Source organism: Streptomyces sp. HUAS YS2, assembly GCF_033343995.1.
In the GTDB taxonomy this organism is placed as follows: domain Bacteria; phylum Actinomycetota; class Actinomycetes; order Streptomycetales; family Streptomycetaceae; genus Streptomyces; species Streptomyces solicathayae.
Genome location: NZ_CP137573.1, coordinates 1,766,650 through 1,788,099, shown reverse-complemented (window position 1 = coordinate 1,788,099; position 21,450 = coordinate 1,766,650). Strand labels below are relative to the sequence as shown.

The following is a 21,450-nucleotide window of genomic DNA, read 5'->3' as shown; positions in this document are numbered from 1 at the left end:
GGGGGGTGGGGCCGCCCGGCGGACCACTTTTTCCGGATGTCCCGTTTTCGCACGCCCTTCGCGGTGGACAATAAGGGCATGACTCAGCAGGGGGACAACTGGTGGGACAAGCTGTACGACGACGCGGCGCCGGACACGGCCCCGACGAGGTCGGGTGACACGCTCGACGACCGCTTCGACTCGGCGACCCGGGCGACCGGGGGAGACGCCGAGTCCCCGCCGCCCCAGGCCCCGACACCCCCGCAGGCCGCCCCGCCTCCTCGGGCCGCCCCGCCTCCTGTGCCACAGGCGCCGCCGCCTCCCGTGCCCCCGTCGCCCCCGCAGGCCGCACCGCTCGGGCGCGCCCCGTGGGAGGCCCCGGCCGACGGCCCCGCCGCCCCGCGCACCTTCCCGTCCCGCCCGCCGGAACCGCCCCCGGCGCCCCCCGCACCCCCCGTGCCCCCGCTCCCCGACGTACCGCCGGCCACCGTCACGGCCGGGCCCGCCCCGGAGACGGAGACCGAGACGGATCCCGACACCGAGCCCGAGTCGCCGCCCTCCGCCGTCCCCCGGCCCCGTACCGGCCACATCGGCGACCGGCCGCCCACCTACGAGCCCGAGCCGACGGCGCTGCCCGCCGCCCGCCCCGGCGAACTGGCCGATCTCGTCGCCGACACCGTCCTCGACGGCGCCCGCTACGGCGCCTGCACCCTGCGCGCCGCCTCCGTCCGCGGCGACTCCGCCCGCTACCGCGGCGAACCCCGGCGCGACGCCCTGCTCACCGCCCGCTTCGGCCACGACGAGGCCGCCCTCGTCCTCGTCGCCGTCGCCGCCGGCGCCCGAGCCGCCGAGGACGCCCATCTCGCCGCCGCCGACGCCTGCCGCTGGATCGGCGAAGCCGTCGGCCGCAGCCACGCCCGGCTCTCCGAGGACATCCGGGCCGGCCGGCGGGGCGACCTCAAGTCGGGCCTGCACCGCCTCACCGACCGCACCTACGGCCGGCTGCGCGGCCGCGCGGCCGAACGCGGCCTGGCCCCGGGGGAGTACACCGCGACCCTGCGCTGCCTGCTCCTGTCGGCCGACCCCGAATGCCGCACCCGGGTCTTCTTCGGCATCGGCCGCGGCGGCCTGTTCCGGCTCCGTGACGGCGCCTGGCAGGACATCGAGCCGCTGATCCCCGAGCCCGCGGCGACCGTCGGCGCGCCCGTCGTCGGCTTCGGCTCGACGCGGGACGCGGAGCCGGACGAGGCCTACGGGCTCACCATGGACCTCGGCATCACGACAGCGCCGGGGCCGTTCGTCGAGGCCCCCCTCCCGCCGCCCGCCGAACCGTTTCGGTTCCGTGCCTCGGTGGCCCGCCCCGGCGACACCCTGCTGCTCGCCTCGACCGGCCTCGCCGACCCGCTGCGCGGCGAACCCGCGCTCGCCGCCGAACTCGCGGCCCGCTGGGCCGGCCATCAGCCGCCCGGCCTGGCCGCCTTCCTCGCCGACACCCAGCTGCGGGTGAAGGGGTACGCGGACGACCGCACCGGCGTCGCGGTCTGGGAGACGTAGGCACGGGCGGGGCGGGGTCCCCCGTTCGAACGGTTCGTCGAGGCACGACCGGGCGGACCGTGGGTTGATGGACCCATGGCCAAGCAGAACGTCGCAGAACAGTTCGTCGACATCCTCGCGCGGGCCGGCGTCCGCCGGCTGTACGGGGTCGTCGGCGACAGCCTGAACCCGGTCGTGGACGCGGTCCGCCGGCACTCCGGCATCGACTGGATCCAGGTCCGCCACGAGGAGACCGCCGCGTTCGCCGCCGGGGCCGAGGCACAGCTCACCGGCAAGGTCGCGGCCTGCGCCGGCTCCTGCGGCCCCGGCAACCTGCACCTGATCAACGGCCTGTACGACGCCCACCGCTCCATGGCGCCGGTCCTCGCGCTCGCCTCGCACATCCCGTCCAGCGAGATCGGCCTGAGCTACTTCCAGGAGACCCACCCCGACCAGCTGTTCCGCGAGTGCAGCCACTACAGCGAGATGATCTCCAACCCGCGCCAGATGCCCCGCGTGCTGCACACCGCGATCCAGCACGCCGTCGGCCGGGGCGGCGTCGGCGTCGTCGCGCTCCCCGGGGACGTCGCCTCCCAGCCGGCCCCCGAGAAGTCGGCCGAGATCGCCCTCGTCACGACCCGGCCGACCGTACGCCCGGGCGACGACGAGATCGAAGCCCTGGTCCGGCTGATCGACGGGGCCGACCGGGTGACCCTGTTCTGCGGCAGCGGCACCGCCGGAGCGCACCCGGAGGTCATGCAGTTCGCCGAGCGGATCAAGTCGCCGGTCGGCCACGCGCTGCGCGGCAAGGAGTGGATCCAGTACGACAACCCGTACGACGTCGGCATGAGCGGACTGCTCGGCTACGGCGCCGCGTACGAGGCCACCCACGAGTGCGATCTGCTGATCCTGCTCGGCACCGACTTCCCGTACAACGCGTTCCTGCCCGACGAAGTGCGGATCGTCCAGGTGGACGTGCGGCCCGAGAACCTGGGCCGCCGCTCCCGACTGGACCTCGCCGTGTGGGGCGACGTCCGCGAGACGCTGCGCTGCCTGATCCCGCGGGTGCGTGCCAAGACGGACCGGCGCTTCCTCGACAGGATGCTGAAGAAGCACGCCGACGCCCTGGAGGGCGTGGTCAAGGCGTACACCCGCAAGGTCGAGAAGCACACCCCGATCCACCCCGAGTACGTCGCCTCCGTGCTCGACGAACTCGCCGACGAGGACGCGGTGTTCACCGTCGACACCGGCATGTGCAACGTCTGGGCCGCGCGTTATCTCTCGCCCAACGGGCGGCGCCGGATCATCGGCTCGTTCAGCCACGGCTCGATGGCGAACGCCCTGCCCCAGGCCATCGGCGCGCAGTTCACCGACCCGCGCCGGCAGGTCGTGTCGATGTCCGGCGACGGCGGATTCTCCATGCTGATGGGCGACTTCCTCACCCTCGTCCAGTACGACCTGCCGGTGAAGGTCGTACTGTTCAACAACTCCTCCCTGGGGATGGTGGAGCTGGAGATGCTGGTCTCCGGGCTCCCCTCGTACGGGACCACCAACCGCAACCCCGACTTCGCCGCGGTCGCCCGCGCCTGCGGGGCGTACGGCGTGCGCGTGGAGAAGTCGAAGCAGCTCGCGGGCGCGCTGAAGGACGCCTTCAGGCATCGCGGTCCGGCCCTGGTGGACGTCGTCACGGACCCCAACGCGCTGTCCATCCCGCCGAAGATCAGCGCCGAGATGGTGACCGGCTTCGCGCTCTCCGCGAGCAAGATCGTGCTGGACGGCGGGGTCGGCCGGATGCTGCAGATGGCCCGCTCCAACCTCCGCAACGTGCCCCGGCCGTAGCGCCGACCGGGTGGGGGCCGCTCACCCCGGAGAGTGGATCCGGGAGACCGGTGGGGTGCAGCGGGGCCGGTCGTTGCGGGGTGGGGGCGGGCGCGCCAGAAAGCTGTGGGGCCCGAGGATCCCCACAGACGGAGTGGACGCGCATGCCCCTTCATCCCCCACCGTGCCGAGCGGTTCGCATCGGCGCGCTGATCGCCACGTCCATGGCGCTCGTGCTGAGCCTGCCCGGGGTGGCGACGGCCGCCCCGGGTGATCTGGATCCCTCGTTCGGCGGCGACGGCGTGGTCAACATCGCTGTCGCGCCCAGCGAGTTCAACGAGGACGTGCTCGTTCAGCCGGACGGCAAGATCCTCACGCTCAGCAGCGGTGAGGACCCCGAGATCCCGAGCGACTTCTACCTGCTGCGCCGCAACGCGGACGGCAGCCCGGACACGACGTTCGGGAACGGCGGCGTCGTCGTCACCGACTTCGGCGGCTCGGCCGACGAGGCTCGTGGCATGGGGTTGATCGGCGGCAAGATCGTCGCGGTCGGCACCAGGCAGGCGGACAGCGGCGACGCGCCGCAGATCGCGGCGGCCCGTTACAACATGGACGGCTCCCTGGACACCAGCTTCGGGGGCGACGGCACGGTCCTCACCAGACTCGGGGGGACCGTTCCGACCTCCGCCAACGTGGTGCTGTCGGGGAACGACGGCGGGATCCTCGTCGGCGGGGTCTATGGCGGAAACGCCATGGTGGCAAGCATCACCGCTGCCGGCGTCCCTGAGGCCGGCTTCGGTGAGGACGGTTCGGGCAAGACCGTCTTCACGTTCGCCGGCGGCGAGTCGGCGATCAACGACATGACGTTCATCGGCGGCGAACAGATTCTCGCCGTTGGCTCCAGCCCCGCCGGGTTCGGACTCATGCGCTTCTACCAGGTGGCCGGCGGCCCCGACCCGACGTTCGGCGACAACGGCAAGGTGGCCAGCCCGTTCGGCAACGCGGCCCAGAGCGTTGCCGTGCATGGCGCCGACAGGTACGTCGTTGCCGGGTCCAGTGGCAGCGGCGCCGGATCCGAGTTCGCGGTGGCCCGCTACGACTTCGACGGGAACTTCGACACCACGTTCGACGGCGACGGCAGGGTGACCACGGGCTTCGGCGGCAGCGGTGCGGTCGGGAACGACATGGCCGTCCAGGCAGACGGGAAGATCGTCGTTGCGGGCGGTGGCAACGGCGACGTCGCCGTCGCCCGTTACAACACGAACGGTTCCCTGGACACCACTTTCGGCGGCGACGGCAGGGTGACCACCGACCTCGGGCGCATCTTCGACGAAGCCCATGCCGTGGCGCTGCAGTCCGACGGCAAGATCGTCGTGTCCGGGAGCAACTTCGACGACCAGGCCCTGGTCCGCTACCTGGTCGACGCGGGCCCGCCGCCTCCGCCCAGCGTCGACGTCTCCGTGACCAAGACCGGTCCGGCGACGGTGAGTCTGGGTGACAGCGCGACGTACACGATCCGGGTGACGAACAACAGCACCACCACGACGGCGACCGCGGTCTCGATCTCGGACACGCTGACCGGTGGTTCCGGGACGATCCTGTCGGCCACGGCGAGCCAGGGCGGTCCCTGCACCGTGAACCCGACCACCATGACCTGCCGGCTCGGGAATCTCGCTCCCGGTGCCTCCGCCACCGTCACCGTCGTGGCCGAACCCCGTGCCACCGGCACGCTGACCGACTGGGTCGCCACCGCGGCCGTCGAGACCGACCCCAACCCGGCCAACAACAACGCCAACGCCGCCACCACCGTCAACAACTCCCGCGGCTGCACCATCGTCGGCACCAGCAACTTCGAGACGATCAACGGCACCGCCGGCAACGACGTGATCTGCGCCCTCAGCGGCAACGACACCGTCTACGGCAACGCCGGGAACGACACGGTCTACGGCGGCGCCGGCAACGACTACATCAGCGGCGGCCTCGGCACCGACCGGCTCTTCGGCCAGGCCGGCAACGACTGGCTCGCCGGCGAGAGCGGCAACGACAACCTCAACTCCCAGGACGGCGTCGGCGCCAACGACGCCGTCGACGGCGGCGCCGGCCTCGACACCTGCACCACCGACGCCAACGACTACCGCTACAACTGCCCGTAGGGACGGCCGCTCCGCGGCGCACCCACGCCTCGCGCCCCCGCGTTCCGCGCGGGGGCGCACGCGTGACTTACCCCGATGCATCCGTTCGCCGACGGTTCGACAGGAATGGGGGCCATCGTCCGGGGCATGCATCCCCGTGAGCCTGTTCGAGCGAAAGGGATGTTCCGACGTGTGGGTGGGGGTTATGAACGGGGAGGCGGGAAGGCCGACTCAACTGCGCAGAAGGGTGGGGTGCGCCGAGCTCACCGCGCTACCGGAGGTGAGACACGCGCTGCGGGCGATGCTCCGGCACTGGGGCGGGCCCGGCGCGAGCGACGTGGCGGAGCTGCTGACCAGTGAGCTCGTCACCAACGCGCTGATCCATACCGATCAGGGGGCCGTGGTCACCGCGACCGTCGTCCCCGACACCAGCGACACCCTCCGGGTGGAGGTACGGGACTTCGTCCCCGACCTCCCCGCGCCGTACGTACCGCACGCCGACGCCGGTACGCACGAGGCCACCCACGGCAGGGGACTCGTCCTGGTCGAGGCTCTGGCGGACGCCTGGGGGATACAGGTGCAGGGTCAGGGCCAGGGGAAACCGGGGAAGGTCGTCTGGTTCGAACTCTACGGCGGGGCCGCCTGAAGGCGACCCCGCCGTCGTACGCCGTGCCCGGACCGGGGGCGGTCAGCCGAACTGCTGCTCCAGGTCCTTGAGCTTGCGCTCCAGGGAGTCGAGCCGGGGCAGCGTCTGGGTGTCGTCCTCGGCGGTGAGGTCCACCGTCCGGGACTCGCCCCTCGGGTCAGCGCCCCTCACGGCTTGCAGGGAGGGCCGGGGTCGAAGCGGCAGTTGTTCCGGGTCCGCTATGGCGGGCTCCGCGACCGACGGGCCGGGGCCCGCCGCCGCGGAGCCAGCGCCGGCGGTCAGCGTCGGCACGTCGACCTGGCGTCCGCCGCTGCGGCCGAGCCCGAACGCCCGCTGCTGCCCGCTGAGGGCCTTGATCCTGGCCCGGTCGAGCTTCTCCCGCTCGCGCCGGCGGAGCCGGTTCTGCTGCTTCTCCCGCCGCTCCTCGCGGACCTCGTCGACGGCCTCGTCCAGGGTCCGGACGCCCTCCAGGAGCATCAACGACCAGGCGGCGAAGGTCTCCCGGGGTGCCCGCAGCCAGCGGACGATCCGGATCTGCGGCAAGGGGCGGGGCACCAGGCCCTGTTCGCGCAGCGCCGCCCGGCGGGTCTGCTTGAGGGCCCGGTCGAACAGGACCGCGGCCGACAGCGACATGCCCGCGAAGAACTGCGGGGCGCCGTCGTGGCCCAGACCCCGCGGGGCGTGCACCCAGTTGAACCAGGCGGCCGCGCCGGCGAAGGTCCAGACGAGGAGCCGGGAGCCGAGGGCCGCGTCGCCGTGGCTGGCCTCGCGGACCGCGAGCACCGAGCAGAACATCGCCGCGCCGTCGAGGCCGAACGGGACGAGGTACTCCCAGCCGCCGGAGAGGTTGAGGTTCTGCCGGCCGAAGCCGACGAGTCCGTGGAAGGAGAGCGCGGCGGCGACGGCCGCGCAGCAGAACAGCAGAACGTACGACGCGGTCCCGTAGACCGCTTCCTTGCGCCGGCGGCGCTCCTCGCTGCGTTCCCAGGAGTCGTCGGCCGAGGACTGGTCACCGGCGCGCTTGCCGCGCGCGAGGACCGCCACCGCCGTCAGGACTCCCACGAGCATCACGCCGCCCGGAAGCAGCCAGTCCAGCGATATGTCGGTCAGTCTCATGCGGTGTCCCTTGCATCGCGTAGGGCGTTTCGGCGGCCCATATTGGCCGACGGCCGCACGTCGTCACGGGGTTTCGGAGCAAGAGCACGCCATTGGGGAGGCGCGGCATACGAATAGGTGCGATCTGCTCGAACTGTCGTGCAAAGCAAGGGGGTTGTGTTCGATTCATGCCACCTGTACGGGTGGCATGAACCGGCAGACGGCCGCAAGGGACGGGCCGTGGATCGGTCAGGCCGCGGTGGTCAGCCGGCGCAGCCGCTCGGCGTCGCAGGTGCGCGGACAGGTCACACAGGTGTCCTCGGGACGCAGGGTGTAGAAGAGGCAGCAGCTGGCCCGGTCCCGGGTAGGCAGCACCGCCCCGTCCGGCCCCGCCAGCTCGCGGAAGCCCGCGGCGCCGACGTACGGCTTCGCCGTCCCCGGCAGCAGCAGCTCCAGCTCCGCCATCGCCCGGGGCTCCTCGCCCAGCAGGGACCCGACGTACCAGAGGCCCTCGACGATCTCGTCGGTCGCCATGCCCCACAGGGCCCGCCGGCCGCGCCGCATCCGCGGCCCGAAGCCCTCCAGAACCGGCCCGAAGTGCTCGGCGAGCGAGTCGCGGAGCTCGGCCCGCAGCGCCTCCTCGTCCGGTACGACCCTGGCGCCGGGCAGCGCCGCCGCCGGGTCGCCGGGCAGGCAGGCGAACTCGGTGATCCGTACGGTCATCAGGCCGAGCGCCCGCTGGAAGGCCACCTGTCCGACGGGGATGCGGGGGACCCTGCGGTGCAGGAACCAGGGCATCGTCACCAGGAGGCAGGCGGGCCAGGCGTACCGGTGCAGTCCGAAGCTCGCGACCACGTCCGGCCGGGCCTGGCGGCCGTAGTCGCGCAGCACCTGCGCGTCGTCCCAGGCGAGGAAGGCGTCGAGGGCGGGGCCGCCGGCCGCGAGCTCGTCCGCGCCGACCCAGCCGGCGCCGCGCGGGGCGGGCTCGGTGGGTCCCAGCTCCCGTATCCGCAGGCCGGGGAAAGCCTCGGACAGCCGCGCGTACGAGGCGGCGACGGGCGAGGCGGGGACGGCGGGGAGCACAGCGGAGACGGTCATGCAGGGACCACCGAATCGCGATCGTTGGCAGGTTAGCCTTACCTTACCCGAGGCGTTCGATGTTTGAACTCCATGCCTGTCCGCCTATGGTGCACAGGGGAACCCGGTATCGCGAGCCGGGCTCGGCACGAGGCCGCAGGAGGACCCGGGTGGAGCAGGGCACAGCGCGCGAGCGGGCAGCGGACCAGCCGTACGCCGCTTCCGGCGGCGTCCCGTTCGGCGACGCCGCGTACGGCGGCGCCGCACGCGTCCCCGAGCAGGCCCGGGTCACGGACCGGACCCCCGGCCCCGAGCAGGCCCGCGGGGAGCACACGCACAGCGAGCCGCCCGCCCCGCGCGTGGTGCGCCGGCACTCCGTACGCGGCCAGATCCTCGACGCCCTGCGCACCGCCCTCGTCGGCGGCGAGCTGCTGCCCGGCGAGGTCTACTCCGCCCCGGCGCTCGGCGAGCGCTTCGGGGTCTCCGCCACCCCCGTGCGCGAGGCGATGCAGCAGCTCGCCCTGGAGGGCGCCGTCGAGGTGGTGCCGAACCGCGGCTTCCGGGTCACCGTCCGCACCCCGCGCGAGCTCGCCGAGCTCGCCGCGGTCCGGGCGCTGATCGAGGTGCCCGTGATGCTGGAGCTGGCCCGCACCGTCCCGGTCGAGCGCTGGCACGAGCTGCGGCCGCTGGCCGAGGCGACCGGGGCGGCCGCGGCGCGCGGCGACCGGGCGCGCTACGCGGAGGCCGACCGGGCCTTCCACCGCGCCGTCCTGTCGCTGGCCGGCAACACCCAGCTGGTCGCGGTCGCCGACGACCTGCACCGCCGCTCCCAGTGGCCGCTGACCAGCGCGCCCGTCGCCCGGCACGCCGACCTCGTCGCCGACGCGGCCGAGCACAGCGCCCTGCTCGACGCGCTGATCGCCCAGGACCTGCCCGTCGTGCGCTCACTCGTACGGGAGCACTTCACCGGATCGGAAGGCTGACGACCCACGTGCCCGAGGCTCTCCTGCGTGCCTGGCTCGCCGACCCGCGCGCGCCGCGGCTCTGCCTGGTCCCCGCGCTGCCGGCGGTGACGCTGCCCGGTGTGACCTGGCTGTCCCTGGCGGGCCACGGCGTCCCCGGCGCGGTGTGGGCGCTCGCCAACACGCTCGGCGTCGCGGCCCGCACCCCGGGCGAGCTGCTGTCGGCGCTGCTCGCGGACGGCCGCCGCCGCGTCCTCGCCCTGCCGGGCCTGGCCGACGCCGAGGACCCCAAGGGCCTCGCGGAGCTGGTCCTCGCGCTCGCCGACCTCGGCTGCCTCCGCCTCCTCGTGGAGTCCCCTGCGCCGCTGACCGCCCGGCTCTCCCAGGGCCCGGCCGTTCTCCTGGAGGAGCTGGAGGAGGCGCACTGGCCGGACGACGACGACTTCACGTCCCTCACGGACGAGCCGGAGCCGCCCGCCGCCACGGAGCCCGTACCCGCCGCCACCGAACCCGCGCCCGCACCCGCCGCCGTCGAGCCCGAGGCGCCCGCGCTCCCCCCGCCGCCCCCGCCCGCCCCGCTCCCTCCGCTCGACCTCGACGACCCGTACGCCGTCTGCGCCGCCGACCCGAAGCGGGTCACCGTGGGGTACGACCGCGACGGCGCCGCGCACGGCGGTCTGGGGCGGGCCTGGGTGCGGGCCGGGCAGGCCGTGACGCGCGAAGTGCCCGTGGCCGTAAGGGCGTTCACGCTGCTCACCGCGCTCGGCGAGGAAGCCGACGCAGGGCTCCGGGCCGCGCTGACCGACCTCGCGGGCGACGGGCCCTGGCGGCTCGTCGCGTCGCGGGTCAAGGGCGACCGCACCCCGCCCTGGCCGGGTCCCGCCGCCGCACTGACCATCACCCCCGGCGGCCGGCTGCTGCTCGCCGACGACCTGGGCACCGTCCACCCGCTGCACGCCGCCGACGCCACTCCGGCCGGCGAGCCGGCCGCCACCTCCGTACGCCCCCGGTCTCTCGCCGCGCTCGGCGACGGCACGCTGCTCCTGCTGGACGAGCGGGGGCGGCTGCGCACCGAGCGGGGCCCCGGGAACCGGCTCACCCGGGCCGTTGCGGACACCCTCGCCCAGCACCCCGGCTCCGCGTTCGCCGCCGCGGCGGGGCCGCTGCTGGTCGGCGACCGGATGGGCTCGGTGCACGTCTTCGGCACCGAGGGCGTGCACCAGGCCGCGCTGCACGCGGGCCGGGTCACCGCGCTCGCCTCGGTCGACGAGCCGGTCCCGATGGCGTGCAGCGGTGGCGCGGACGGCGCGGTCCGCACCTGGACGCCCGGCTGCACCCCGCGCCCGGCCCCCGTGGCGGAGCGCGACTGCGCGGTGGTCGCGCTGGCCGCCGCCCCCGGCGCGGACGGGCCGAACCTGCTGGTCGCCTGGGCGGACGGCCTGGTCGAGCTGTACCGGTCCGGCGGCCCCGGCCCGGAGCCGCTGCGGTTCCGCCCCGGCCCTCCGGTCCGTTCCCTCGCCCTCACCGCCGACGGCACGGCCGTCGTCGGCACGGACGAGTCCCTGACCCTGCTCCGCCCGGCCTGAGGCCCGCCCCGCCTCTAGGACGCGTCGAGTCCGGTCAGGAGCTGGGCGACGTCGAGGCCGGTCTCCAGGTACTGGACGAAGACCTCGTTGTGCAGCGCCCACGGTGAGCGGCGGCGCCGGATCAGCGCGACGGCCTCCTCGGCGTCGAGCCCGAGGTCCATCAGCGCCTGCGCGGTGACCAGGCCGGAGCGGTTGTAGCCGGCGAAGCAGCGGACGAGGGTGGGCCGCCCGTCCCGGACGGCGGCCGCCGTCCGGGTGGCCGCCTCGCGCACCGCTCCGAGCTGTTCGAACGTCAGCGGAAGATCGGGAATTTCGTGGACGAGATGTTCCACGTCCGGGTCCGGACCATGACCCGAACGAGTGAACAGACTCACGACCAGCGCGAATTCACCCTTCGCGATCGCCGGCCGGGGAATTCCCGAACCGTCGTCCCAGAAGTGGCCCCCCATCCACAGTCCCGGAATGATCTCGCTCCACGGAGCACCCGGTTCGGGTACGTCCCCACCCGGTCGTTTCTCGCTGACCATCTGCTTTCCCTCCCCCCGAGCCGCGCCGAAGCCACGGCTCCGCGCGGACGCGCCGTCGGACCCTACCGGGCCGCCGGACGTCCGCGCGCGTCGTCAGACCGCCGGACGGGCCGTCAACTGCCCCGCGAGCCAGGTCGGTACCCCGCCGAGGAGCCGGAACAGCCGGCGGGCCTCCGCCCGCAGCCGCCCCGCCTCCGGCTCCGTCTCGGTGTCCGCGAGCGAGGCCAGTGCCGGGGCCGTACCCACCAGATACCCCAGCTCCTCCCGGATCCGCAGCGACTCGGCGAATCCGTGCCGGGCCTCCGCCAACTCGCCGTCGCGCAGGGCCAGTCCGGCGAGATGGCGCCAGGTGAAGGACAGCAGCAGCAGGTCGTCCTGGGCCGTCGCGCCCGCGTGCGCCCTGCGGTACGCGGCGCGCGCCGCCTGGGGCGAGTCCCCGAGGTTCTGGGCGATCAGCCCGCGCCGGAAGTCGAGCAGCGGCCGCCCCTGCGCCGAAGGACCGATCAGCGCGGCCGCCCGGCCCAGCGCCGCCCGCGCCTCGTCGGCCCGGTCGCGGACCCCCAACAGCGTTGAGGCGTAGGCGAGATAGCCGCGTTCGCAGGCCGCCGCCCCGCGCTCCTCGTCGTCGTGCGCCACCGCCTCGGCCGCGCGCAGCGCCTCCTCGGCCTCCGCCCAGCCCTTCTCGGTGTACAGGCAGCGCTCGATCAGCAGCGCGGCACGCTGGAGCGCCGCGGCCGGATCGGTCGCGTGCGGTGTGAGCAGGGCGGCCGCGTCGGACCAGCAGCCGCGGGAGCGCAGTCGCCATATGGCGGTCTGCACCGGAGTCTCCTTGCCGTAGGCGAGGGACGGATCTTCGCCACCCGTTGTTCCGGAACCAGACATGGCGGTGTCCGCCACATTGCCCTCCCCGAGCGCGCCATTGAGCTGTTGGGTCAGATCGAATCTCAGCATGAACGGGCGCGCCCGGCCAAGAGGTTTGGTGAATGAATTCACAATCCCCGGGCGATTACCGGTAATCGAACATGAATTACCGATGGGTGCGATCTTGGAATGCCCCGTACTCGGGGACCGCCCGGGAGAGTTGGCGGTCCCCGACCCTCCTCCTACGACATGCGCAGGGCCAGGAAGAAGTCCAGCTTGTCCTCCAGGCGGGACAGGTCGCGGCCCGTCAGCTGTTCGATGCGGCCCACCCGGTACCGCAGCGTGTTCACGTGCAGGTGCAGACGCGTCGCGCAGCGGGTCCAGGAGCCGTCGCAGTCGAGGAACGCCTCCAGGGTGGGGATGAGCTCCGCGCGGTGGCGGCGGTCGTAGTCGCGCAGCGGGTCGAGCAGGCGGGCCGTGAAGGCGCGCCGGACGTCGTCCGGGACGAACGGGAGCAGCAGGACGTGCGAGGCCAGCTCGTGGTGGCCGGCCGCGCAGACCCGACCCGGGCGGGCGGCCGCGACGCGGCGGGCGTGCCGGGCCTCCTCCAGGGCGCCGCGCAGGCCCTCCGCGGAGTGCACGGCGGCCGAGACGCCCAGGGTGAGCCGGCCGTCGTCGGCGAGCCCGGCGGAGAGCGGCTCGCGGACGGCCGCGAGCAGCGCGTCCGCGTGCAGGCCGAGCGCCGTCGCCGTCTCGTCCTCGCTGTCCGGCAGCGGCGCCGCCGCCAGCGGCACCAGCGCGACCGCCTCGTCGCCCGTGTGCGCGACGGCGATGCGGTCGGCGGAGTCCGCTCCGGACGCCGCCGGATCGACGAGGATCTCCTCCAGCAGAGCCTGGGCCACCGGACCGGACTCGAGCGGCTGGCCCGTCCCGCCCTCCTGGTCCCACTCCACGCGGGCCACGACGACCTGCCAGTGCGGAGCCGTGCCGAGCCCGGGCAGCAGCACCGGAGCGGCGACCCGCAGGCGCGCCGCGATCTCGGCCGGCGCGGCCCCGGTCTGCACCAGCTCCAGCACCTCCTGCGCCAGCCGGCGCCGTACGGTGCGGGCCGCGTCCCGCCGGTCGCGCTCGACCGCGATCAGCTGGGTGACGCCCTGGAGCAGGTCGAGCCGGGCGGCCGGCCAGTCTCCGGCGTCCGCGTCGACGGCCAGCAGCCAGTCCGACAGGACCGTCTCCCGGACGTCCCGCGAGGCCGGTGCCGTGCCGCGCCCGACGTTCCGGATCGGGAACAGGGAGTACGTGGATCCGCTCAGGGAGACCCGGTGCGGGCCGCGCCGCCCGATGCGTGTGGCGGCCAGGTGCTCGCCGGCCAGGGCCGCGCCGAGGGAGCCCTCCAGGGGCTCGCCCGCACCGGCGATCTGGCGGCCGGTGGGGGAGAGTACCCAGGCCCGGAGGTCGAGGTCGGAGCCGAGCAGGTCGAGGACGGCCTCCGGGCCGCCGCCCGCCGGGCCGGACGTCATCAGACGCCGGTGCCGGTCGACGACCGCGGCGAGGTCGCCCGCTCGCTCACCGGAGACCTGTCGAACAACGTGCTCCGTGATAGTTGCGAACGCAACGGATTCGTTCACCGCGAACAGCGGCAGCCGGTGGCGCGAACACGCCGCCACCAGATCGTCGGGAATGTCGCCGAGCTCGGCCTCGCCGGCCGCGAGACCGGCCACACCGGCCGCCGAAAGGATCCGGACGAACGGCTCCGCGTCGGCCGGCTCCCGGAGCCAGGCGAGGCCGGTGAGCACCAGCTCGCCGCCCGAGAGGTAGCGGCTGGGGTCCTTCAGGTCCGTCGTCATCACGCCACGGACCGTGCGGTCGAGCTCTTCCTCGCCGCCGAGCAGGCGCAGCCCCAGCGCGTCGGTTTCCAGCAGTGCGCGCAGCCGCATCTCGTCGCCGCCGTTCTCTCGTCTGTGGTCTGAAGGTGTCTCGTTGTGGGCGGTTGCCGGGTACTCGTGTTTCCGGGGGGAAACCGCGAGGTGAATGAGCTCCGCCTTTCGTTCGAATCTACAAGACGGGACCGGACACCAGCCAACTCCTTCATGTCTTCGGTTACTGCACAGGGGCGAGTCCGCCTTGTGTACTAGGCCACACACCGCGTTAACAGCACATGAATACACGTCGAGGGCCGGCCGTCCCCCCGGGCCCGATCGACCCCCGATCACTAGAAGCACAAGAAGAGAGCCACCATGGACTTCCTTCGCCCCGCCACCTGGGAGGAGGCGCTCGCCGCCAAGGCTGAGCACCCCACCGCCGTGCCCATTGCGGGCGGTACCGACGTCATGGTCGAGATCAACTTCGACCACCGGCGTCCCGAGTACCTCCTGGACCTGAACCGTATCGAGCTGCTGCGCGAGTGGGAGGTCGGGGAGGAGAACGTCCGCCTCGGCGCGTCCGTTCCGTACACGCAGATCATGGAGCACCTGCGCGCCGAGCTGCCCGGTCTGGCTCTCGCCTCCCACACGGTCGCCTCGCCGCAGATCCGCAACCGCGGCGGCGTCGGCGGCAACCTGGGCACCGCCTCCCCGGCCGGTGACGCCCACCCCGCGCTCCTCGCGGCGGGCGCCGAGGTCGAGGTCGAGTCGGTGCGCGGCAGCCGGTTCATCCCGATCGACGAGTTCTACACGGGCGTGAAGCGCAACGCGCTGCAGCCCGACGAGCTGATCAAGACCGTCCACGTCAAGAAGGCGGACGGCCCGCAGCAGTACTCGAAGGTCGGCACGCGCAACGCGATGGTCATCGCGGTCTGCGCCTTCGGCCTGGCGCTCCACCCGGAGACCCGCACCGTGCGCACCGGTATCGGCTCGGCGGCGCCCACCCCGATCCGCGCCAAGGAGGCCGAGGCCTTCCTGAACGCGGCTCTGGAAGAGGGCGGCTTCTGGGAGAGCGGCAAGATCATCACCCCGTCGATCGCGAAGCAGTTCGCCGACCTGTGCTCGGGCGCCGCCAACCCGATCGACGACGTCCGAGGCACCGCCAAGTACCGCCGCCACGCCGTCGGCATCATGGCCCGCCGCCAGCTCGGCTGGACCTGGGAGCAGTACCGCGGCACCGGCCGCACGCTTGAGGGAGCTGCATAACCATGCGCGTCAATTTCACGGTCAACGGTCGTCCGCAGGAAGCCGACGACGTCTGGGAGGGCGAGTCCCTGCTCTACGTTCTGCGTGAGCGCATGGGCCTGCCCGGTTCCAAGAACGCCTGCGAGCAGGGCGAGTGCGGTTCCTGCACGGTCCGTCTGGACGGCGTGCCGGTCTGTTCGTGTCTGGTCGCCGCCGGCCAGGCCGAGGGCCGCGAGGTCGTCACCGTCGAGGGTCTGGCCGACTACGCCCAGCACCGCGAGGACGCCCACCCGGGCGGCGCCTGCGGCACCGGCGGCTGCGGCACCGGCCTCGACGAGGCCAAGCGGTGGCAGGCCAAGCCCGCCCAGGACTCGCAGACGGGTGAGGGCATCGAGCTGAGCCCGATCCAGCAGGCGTTCATCGACGCCGGCGCCGTCCAGTGCGGTTTCTGCACCCCCGGTCTGCTCGTCGCGGCCGACGAGATGCTGGAGCGCAACCCGTCCCCGACGGACGCGGACATCCGCGAGGCGCTCTCCGGCAACCTCTGCCGCTGCACCGGTTACGAGAAGATCCTCGACGCGGTCCGCCTCGCGGCCGCTCGCCAGGAGCGTCAGGGAGAGGCGGTCTGACGATGGCTCAGAACACCCGTACGGCTCCGGTGGGCACGCCCACCGACGTCACGCAGAACCACGTCAAGGGCGGCATCGGCGAGTCCACGCTCCGCCCGGACGGCACCCTCAAGGTCACCGGCGAGTTCGCCTACTCCTCGGACATGTGGCACGAGGACATGCTGTGGGGCCAGATCCTGCGCTCCACCGTCGCGCACGCCGAGATCGTGTCCATCGACACCACCGAGGCCCTCACGATGGACGGCGTCTACGCCGTGCTGACCCACGAGGACCTGCCGGCCGCGAAGAACTACGGCATGGAGTTCCAGGACACCCCGGTCCTCGCCTACGGCAAGGTCCGTCACCACGGTGAGCCGGTCGCCCTCGTGGCCGCCGACCACCCGGAGACCGCCCGCCGCGCCGCCGCGAAGATCAAGGTCGAGTACCGGGAGCTCCCGGTCATCACGGACGAGGCCTCGGCCCTCGCTCCGGACGCGATCCTGGTCCACGAGAACCGCGACGACCACCACTCCGGCCACGTGCCGCACCCGAACATCGTGCACCGCCAGCCGATCATCCGCGGCAACGCCGACGAGGCCGCCGAGCGCGCCGACGTCATCGTCAAGGGCGAGTACACCTTCGGCATGCAGGACCAGGCCTTCCTCGGCCCGGAGTCCGGCCTCGCCGTACCGGCCGAGGACGGCGGCGTCGACCTGTACGTCGCCACCCAGTGGCTGCACTCGGACCTCAAGCAGATCGCCCCCTGCCTCGGCCTGCCCGAGGAGAAGGTCCGGATGACCATGGCCGGTGTCGGCGGCGCCTTCGGCGGCCGCGAGGACATCTCCATGCAGATCCTCGCCTCCATCCTCGCGCTGCGTACCGGCAAGCCGGTCAAGATGGTCTACAACCGGTACGAGTCCTTCTTCGGGCACGTCCACCGGCACCCGGCGAAGCTCTACTACGAGCACGGGGCCACCAAGGACGGCAAGCTCACGCACATGAAGTGCAAGATCGTGCTCGACGGCGGCGCGTACGCGTCGTCCACGGCCTCGGTCGTCGGCAACGCCTCCTCCCTCTCGGTCGGCCCGTACGTCATCGACGACGTCGAGATCGAGGCGATCGGCCTCTACACCAACAACCCGCCCTGCGGCGCCATGCGCGGCTTCGGCGCGGTCCAGGCCTGCTTCGCCTACGAGGCTCAGATGGACAAGCTCGCGGCCAAGCTGGGCATGGACCCGGTGGAGCTGCGCCAGCTCAACGCCATGGAGCAGGGCACGATCATGCCGACCGGCCAGGTCGTGGACTCGCCGGCCCCGGTCGCCGAGCTGCTGCGCCGGGTCAAGGCCCGCCCGATGCCGCCGGAGCGCCAGTGGGAGACCGCCGGCGAGGGCGCGGACGTCCGCGCGCTGCCGGGCGGCCTCTCCAACACCTCGCACGGCGAGGGTGTGGTGCGGGGCGTCGGCTACGCCGTCGGCATCAAGAACGTCGGCTTCTCCGAGGGCTTCGACGACTACTCGACCGCCAAGATCCGCATCGAGGTCATCAACGGTGAGGCCGTCGCCACGGTCCACACCGCGATGGCGGAGGTCGGCCAGGGCGGCGTCACGATCCACGCGCAGATCGCCCGTACCGAGCTCGGTGTCCAGCAGGTCACCATCCACCCCGCGGACACGCAGGTGGGCTCGGCCGGTTCGACCTCCGCGGGCCGCCAGACGTACATGACCGGCGGCGCCATCAAGAACTCCTGCGAGCTCGTCCGCGAGAAGGTCCTGGAGATCGGCCGGCGCAAGTTCGGCTCGTACCACCCGGCCTGGGCCAACGCCGAACTCCTCCTGGAGGGCGGCAAGGTCGTCACCGACGGCGGCGAGGCCCTCGCCTCCATCGCCGACGTCCTCGAGAACGAGGTCGTGGAGATCGAGGAGGAGTGGCGGCACCGCCCCACCCAGGCCTTCGACCTCGTCACCGGCCAGGGCGACGGCCACGTCCAGTACGCCTTCGCCGCACACCGCGCGGTGGTGGAGGTGGACACGGAGCTCGGCCTCGTGAAGGTGATCGAGCTGGCCTGCGCCCAGGACGTCGGCAAGGCGGTCAACCCGCTGTCCGTGGTCGGCCAGATCCAGGGTGGCACCACCCAGGGCCTGGGCGTCGCGGTCATGGAGGAGATCATCGTCGACCCGAAGACCGCGAAGGTGCGCAACCCCTCCTTCACGGACTACCTGATCCCGACGATCCTCGACACCCCGACCATCCCGGTCGACTACCTCGAGCTGGCCGACCCGAACGCGCCGTACGGCGTGCGCGGTATCGGCGAGGCCCCGACCCTCTCGTCCACCCCGGCCGTCCTCGCGGCGATCCGGGCGGCGACGGGTCTGGAGCTCAACAAGACGCCGGTCCGCCCCGAGGCGCTCACCGGCACCCTGTAGAGCCCCCGAAGCTCTCCGGACGGTGCGTGCCTCCCGGGAACGTCACACTTCCACCGCCCGCACCGTCCGGAGCAACTCCTGCACCACCAGCAACACCAGCAGGAACTGCAACACCCCCGTATGAACAGCAGTAACGGCAGTACTCGCAGTACCCCGTCTCACCCGTTCGTCTCGGGCCGTCCCCCGGGTCGTGCAGCCAACGAAATATCCCAAATCCCGCAGCTTCATAGATCAGATAGTCAGTGCGAAGTCTGATGCGGGTGCCCCTTTGAACCTTGGGAGTAGGCCCCATGACCCAGTCGTCAGTGGAGCCCAAGACCGCCGCGGAGGACGCGGGCTCCGGCTCGAACGTTCCCGCCGGCCGTTCTTGGCTCGACCGGTACTTTCACATCTCCGAAAGAGGATCGACCGTCGCGACGGAGGTGCGCGGCGGCATCACCACCTTCATGGCGATGGCGTACATCCTCCTGCTCAACCCCCTGATCCTCGGCGGCAAGGACGTGGCCGGCAACAGCCTCAGCCAGCCCGCTCTGATCACCGCGACCGCGCTGTGCGCCGCCGCGACCACCCTGCTGATGGGCTTCTGGGGCAAGGTCCCGCTCGCCCTCGCGGCCGGCCTCAGCGTATCCGGCGTGATGGCCTCGCAGGTCGTCCCGCTGATGACCTGGCCGCAGGCCATGGGCATGTCCGTGGCGTACGGCGCCGTGATCTGTCTCCTGGTCGTCACCGGCCTGCGCGAGATGATCATGAATGCCATCCCGCTCGCCCTGAAGCACGCGATCACCATCGGTATCGGTCTCTTCATCGCGATCATCGGCTTCGTCAAGGCCGGCTTCGTGCACGAGAACCCCTCGCCCGGCGGCGGTCCCGTGACCCTCGGGCCGCTCGGCGAACTCCAGGGCTGGCCCGTCCTGCTCTTCGCCCTCACCCTGCTGCTCATCTTCGCGCTGCAGGCCCGCAACGTCCCCGGCGCCATCCTCATCGGCATCGTCGTCGGCACCGTCGTCGCCGCGATCATCAACGCGGTCGCCGACATCCCGGCGAAGGGCGCCGGCGCCTGGTTCGCCGGAGCCCCCGAGCTGCACGGCAGCGCGGTCTCCGCCCCCGACTTCTCGCTCATCGGCGATGTCTCGTTCAGCGGCTGGGGCGACGTCGGCTACATCACGATCACCATGATCGTCTTCACCCTGGTGCTGGCCGGCTTCTTCGACGCCATGGCCACCATCCTGGGTGTCGGCACCGAGGCCAAGCTCGCCGACGACAAGGGTCGCATGCCCGGCCTGTCCAAGGCCCTGTTCATCGACGGCGCGGGCGGCATCCTCGGCGGCGCCGGCGGCGCCTCCGGCCAGACGGTCTTCGTCGAGTCCGCGACCGGCGTGGGCGAGGGAGCCCGTACGGGCCTCGCCTCTGTCGTCACCGGCGGATTCTTCGCCCTCTGCCTCTTCTTCACCCCGCTCACCGCGATCGTGCCCGCCGAGGTCGCCTCCGCGGCCCTGGTCGTCATCGGCGCGATGATGATGCAGAACGCCAAGCACGTCGACTGGAGCGACCGCTCCGTCGCCATCCCGGTGTTCCTCACCGTGGTCCTGATGCCCTTCACGTACACCATCACCACCGGTGTCGCGGCCGGCGTCATCTCCTACGCCGTCATCAAGACGGCGCAGGGCAAGGCACGGGAGGTCGGAGCCTTCATGTGGGGCCTGACCGCGATCTTCCTCGTGTACTTCGCGATCCACCCGATCGAGAGCTGGCTCGGCGTCGGCTAGACGCCGTACCGTCGCCCTCCCCACACCCCAAGGAGACCGAGATGCTGGACATCGCCGAAGAGCTGCACCGGTGGGTCGAGCAGGGACGTGACTTCGCCGTCGCCACCGTCGTGGCGGTCGGCGGGAGCGCGCCCCGGCAGCCCGGCGCCGCGCTCGCCGTCGACAGCGATGGCACGGCGATCGGCTCGGTCTCCGGCGGGTGTGTGGAGGGCGCCGTCTACGAGCTGTGCCAACAGGCGCTGGAGGACGGCGAGACCGTCGTCGAGCAGTTCGGCTACAGCGACGAGGACGCCTTCGCGGTCGGTCTGACCTGCGGCGGCATCATCGACATCCTCGTCACCCCGGTCCGCGGCGGGGTCTTCCCCGCCGCGCTCGCGGCCGCCGCCTCCGGTGAGGAGGCGGCGCTGGCCCGCGTCGTGGACGGCCCGGCGGAGCTGCGCGGCACCGCGCTGCTCGTCCGGCCGGACGGCTCGTACGAGGGTGTCCTCGGCGGCCACCCCGAGCTGGACCGAACCGCGGCCGCCGAGGCCCGGGCCCTGCTGGACGCCGGCCGCACCGGCACGGTGACCATCGGCGAGGACGGCAGCCGGTGCGGGCAGCCGCTGACCCTGCTGGTCGAGTCCTCCGTCCCGGCCCCCCGCATGATCGTCTTCGGCGCCATCGACTTCGCGTCCGCGCTGGTCCGGGTCGGCAAGTTCCTCGGCTACCGCGTGACCGTGTGCGACGCCCGCCCGGTCTTCGCGACCCCGGCCCGCTTCCCCGACGCGGACGAGATCGTCGTCGAGTGGCCGCACCGCTACCTGGAGTCGACCGAGGTCGACGGCCGTACAGTCCTCTGTGTCCTCACGCACGACGCCAAGTTCGACATCCCGCTGCTCGAAGTGGCCCTGAGACTTCCCGTCGCCTACGTCGGCGCGATGGGCTCCCGCCGTACCCACGAGGACCGCAACAGGCGACTGCGCGAGGTCGGCGTGGGCGAACTCGAGATCGCCCGGCTGCGCTCCCCGATAGGCCTCGACCTGGGCGCCCGCACCCCCGAGGAGACCGCGCTGTCCATCGGCGCGGAGATCGTCGCCAACCGGCGCGGCGGCAGCGGAGTCTCCCTGACCGGCGCCCACACCCCGATCCACCACGACGGCCCCCGCCCGCCGGCCGGCCGGATCGGTTCGGTCGCGTAGCGGCCCCTTCCCGCGTCCTCCCTTCGGCGGAGCGTGCGGTGCGCCCGCGCGCCCGCCGGGTGGTGGCGGAGCTTGAATCCGGGTACCCGGGGCGGAAGGCTCCTCGGAGCGTTCGCCTCGGAACGTTTCTGCCCTCCCGGTCCGTCGAAGGA

The 21,450-nt window shown here is 72.7% G+C and carries 16 protein-coding genes; 11 read left to right on the top strand and 5 right to left on the bottom strand.

Annotated features, from left to right (window positions below; genetic code table 11):
* Window positions 1-78 precede the first annotated feature (78 nt).
* The 4 genes from R2D22_RS08155 (at window position 79) to R2D22_RS08140 (ending at window position 6,108) form a co-directional block, all read left to right on the top strand.
* Window positions 79-1,533, top strand: coding sequence for a protein phosphatase 2C domain-containing protein (locus R2D22_RS08155; protein ID WP_318102252.1), 1,455 nt, complete (start codon window positions 79-81; stop codon window positions 1,531-1,533).
* Window positions 1,534-1,608: 75 nt separating this feature from the next.
* On the top strand, window positions 1,609-3,351 hold the full coding sequence (locus R2D22_RS08150; RefSeq protein ID WP_318102251.1) for a pyruvate dehydrogenase: 1,743 nt from the start codon (window positions 1,609-1,611) through the stop codon (window positions 3,349-3,351).
* Window positions 3,352-3,494: 143 nt separating this feature from the next.
* Window positions 3,495-5,483, top strand: coding sequence for a calcium-binding protein (locus R2D22_RS08145; RefSeq protein WP_318102250.1), 1,989 nt, complete (start codon window positions 3,495-3,497; stop codon window positions 5,481-5,483).
* A gap of 259 nt (window positions 5,484-5,742) precedes the next feature.
* Window positions 5,743-6,108, top strand: coding sequence for an ATP-binding protein (locus tag R2D22_RS08140; RefSeq protein WP_411976992.1), 366 nt, complete (start codon window positions 5,743-5,745; stop codon window positions 6,106-6,108).
* Between the two features lie 42 nt (window positions 6,109-6,150).
* On the opposite strand, the gene R2D22_RS08135 is transcribed toward R2D22_RS08140, so the two are convergent.
* Window positions 6,151-7,224 (bottom strand): DUF2637 domain-containing protein, encoded by a 1,074-nt coding sequence (locus R2D22_RS08135; protein WP_318102247.1) that lies wholly within the window; start codon window positions 7,222-7,224, stop codon window positions 6,151-6,153.
* A 228-nt stretch (window positions 7,225-7,452) separates the two neighbouring features.
* The gene (locus tag R2D22_RS08130; protein ID WP_318102245.1) at window positions 7,453-8,301 is read right to left on the bottom strand and encodes a (2Fe-2S)-binding protein; all 849 of its coding nucleotides are present in this window, start codon (window positions 8,299-8,301) and stop codon (window positions 7,453-7,455) included.
* Window positions 8,302-8,450: 149 nt separating this feature from the next.
* On the opposite strand from R2D22_RS08130, the gene R2D22_RS08125 reads away from it, so the two are divergent.
* Both R2D22_RS08125 and R2D22_RS08120 read left to right on the top strand, forming a co-directional pair.
* Window positions 8,451-9,263, top strand: coding sequence for a GntR family transcriptional regulator (locus R2D22_RS08125; RefSeq protein ID WP_318102244.1), 813 nt, complete (start codon window positions 8,451-8,453; stop codon window positions 9,261-9,263).
* Between the two features lie 8 nt (window positions 9,264-9,271).
* Window positions 9,272-10,828, top strand: coding sequence for a hypothetical protein (locus R2D22_RS08120; protein ID WP_318102243.1), 1,557 nt, complete (start codon window positions 9,272-9,274; stop codon window positions 10,826-10,828).
* Between the two features lie 14 nt (window positions 10,829-10,842).
* Here R2D22_RS08120 and R2D22_RS08115 read toward each other — a convergent pair whose 3' ends face one another.
* The 3 genes from R2D22_RS08115 to R2D22_RS08105 form a co-directional block, all read right to left on the bottom strand.
* Entirely contained in the window at window positions 10,843-11,160 is a 318-nt protein-coding gene (locus tag R2D22_RS08115; RefSeq protein WP_318102241.1) for a protein-tyrosine phosphatase family protein, read from the bottom strand.
* Window positions 11,161-11,448: 288 nt separating this feature from the next.
* The gene (locus tag R2D22_RS08110) at window positions 11,449-12,237 is read right to left on the bottom strand and encodes a hypothetical protein (RefSeq protein ID WP_318102239.1); all 789 of its coding nucleotides are present in this window, start codon (window positions 12,235-12,237) and stop codon (window positions 11,449-11,451) included.
* A gap of 221 nt (window positions 12,238-12,458) precedes the next feature.
* Window positions 12,459-14,153 carry a PucR family transcriptional regulator gene (locus tag R2D22_RS08105; protein ID WP_318102238.1) on the bottom strand — a complete coding sequence of 565 codons (1,695 nt, stop codon included), beginning with the start codon at window positions 14,151-14,153 and terminating at the stop codon, window positions 12,459-12,461.
* A 300-nt stretch (window positions 14,154-14,453) separates the two neighbouring features.
* Here R2D22_RS08105 and R2D22_RS08100 point away from each other — a divergent pair, with 300 nt between their 5' ends.
* From R2D22_RS08100 to R2D22_RS08080, 5 genes are all read left to right on the top strand, one after another.
* Window positions 14,454-15,344 (top strand): FAD binding domain-containing protein, encoded by an 891-nt coding sequence (locus tag R2D22_RS08100; RefSeq protein ID WP_318102237.1) that lies wholly within the window; start codon window positions 14,454-14,456, stop codon window positions 15,342-15,344.
* 2 nt (window positions 15,345-15,346) lie between these two features.
* Window positions 15,347-15,952 carry a (2Fe-2S)-binding protein gene (locus R2D22_RS08095; RefSeq protein WP_318102235.1) on the top strand — a complete coding sequence of 202 codons (606 nt, stop codon included), beginning with the start codon at window positions 15,347-15,349 and terminating at the stop codon, window positions 15,950-15,952.
* A 2-nt stretch (window positions 15,953-15,954) separates the two neighbouring features.
* Window positions 15,955-18,354, top strand: coding sequence for a xanthine dehydrogenase subunit D (pucD, locus tag R2D22_RS08090; RefSeq protein WP_318102234.1), 2,400 nt, complete (start codon window positions 15,955-15,957; stop codon window positions 18,352-18,354).
* A 290-nt stretch (window positions 18,355-18,644) separates the two neighbouring features.
* Window positions 18,645-20,120 carry an NCS2 family permease gene (locus R2D22_RS08085; RefSeq protein ID WP_318102233.1) on the top strand — a complete coding sequence of 492 codons (1,476 nt, stop codon included), beginning with the start codon at window positions 18,645-18,647 and terminating at the stop codon, window positions 20,118-20,120.
* A gap of 41 nt (window positions 20,121-20,161) precedes the next feature.
* On the top strand, window positions 20,162-21,298 hold the full coding sequence (locus R2D22_RS08080; protein ID WP_318102232.1) for an XdhC family protein: 1,137 nt from the start codon (window positions 20,162-20,164) through the stop codon (window positions 21,296-21,298).
* Window positions 21,299-21,450: the final 152 nt, after the last annotated feature.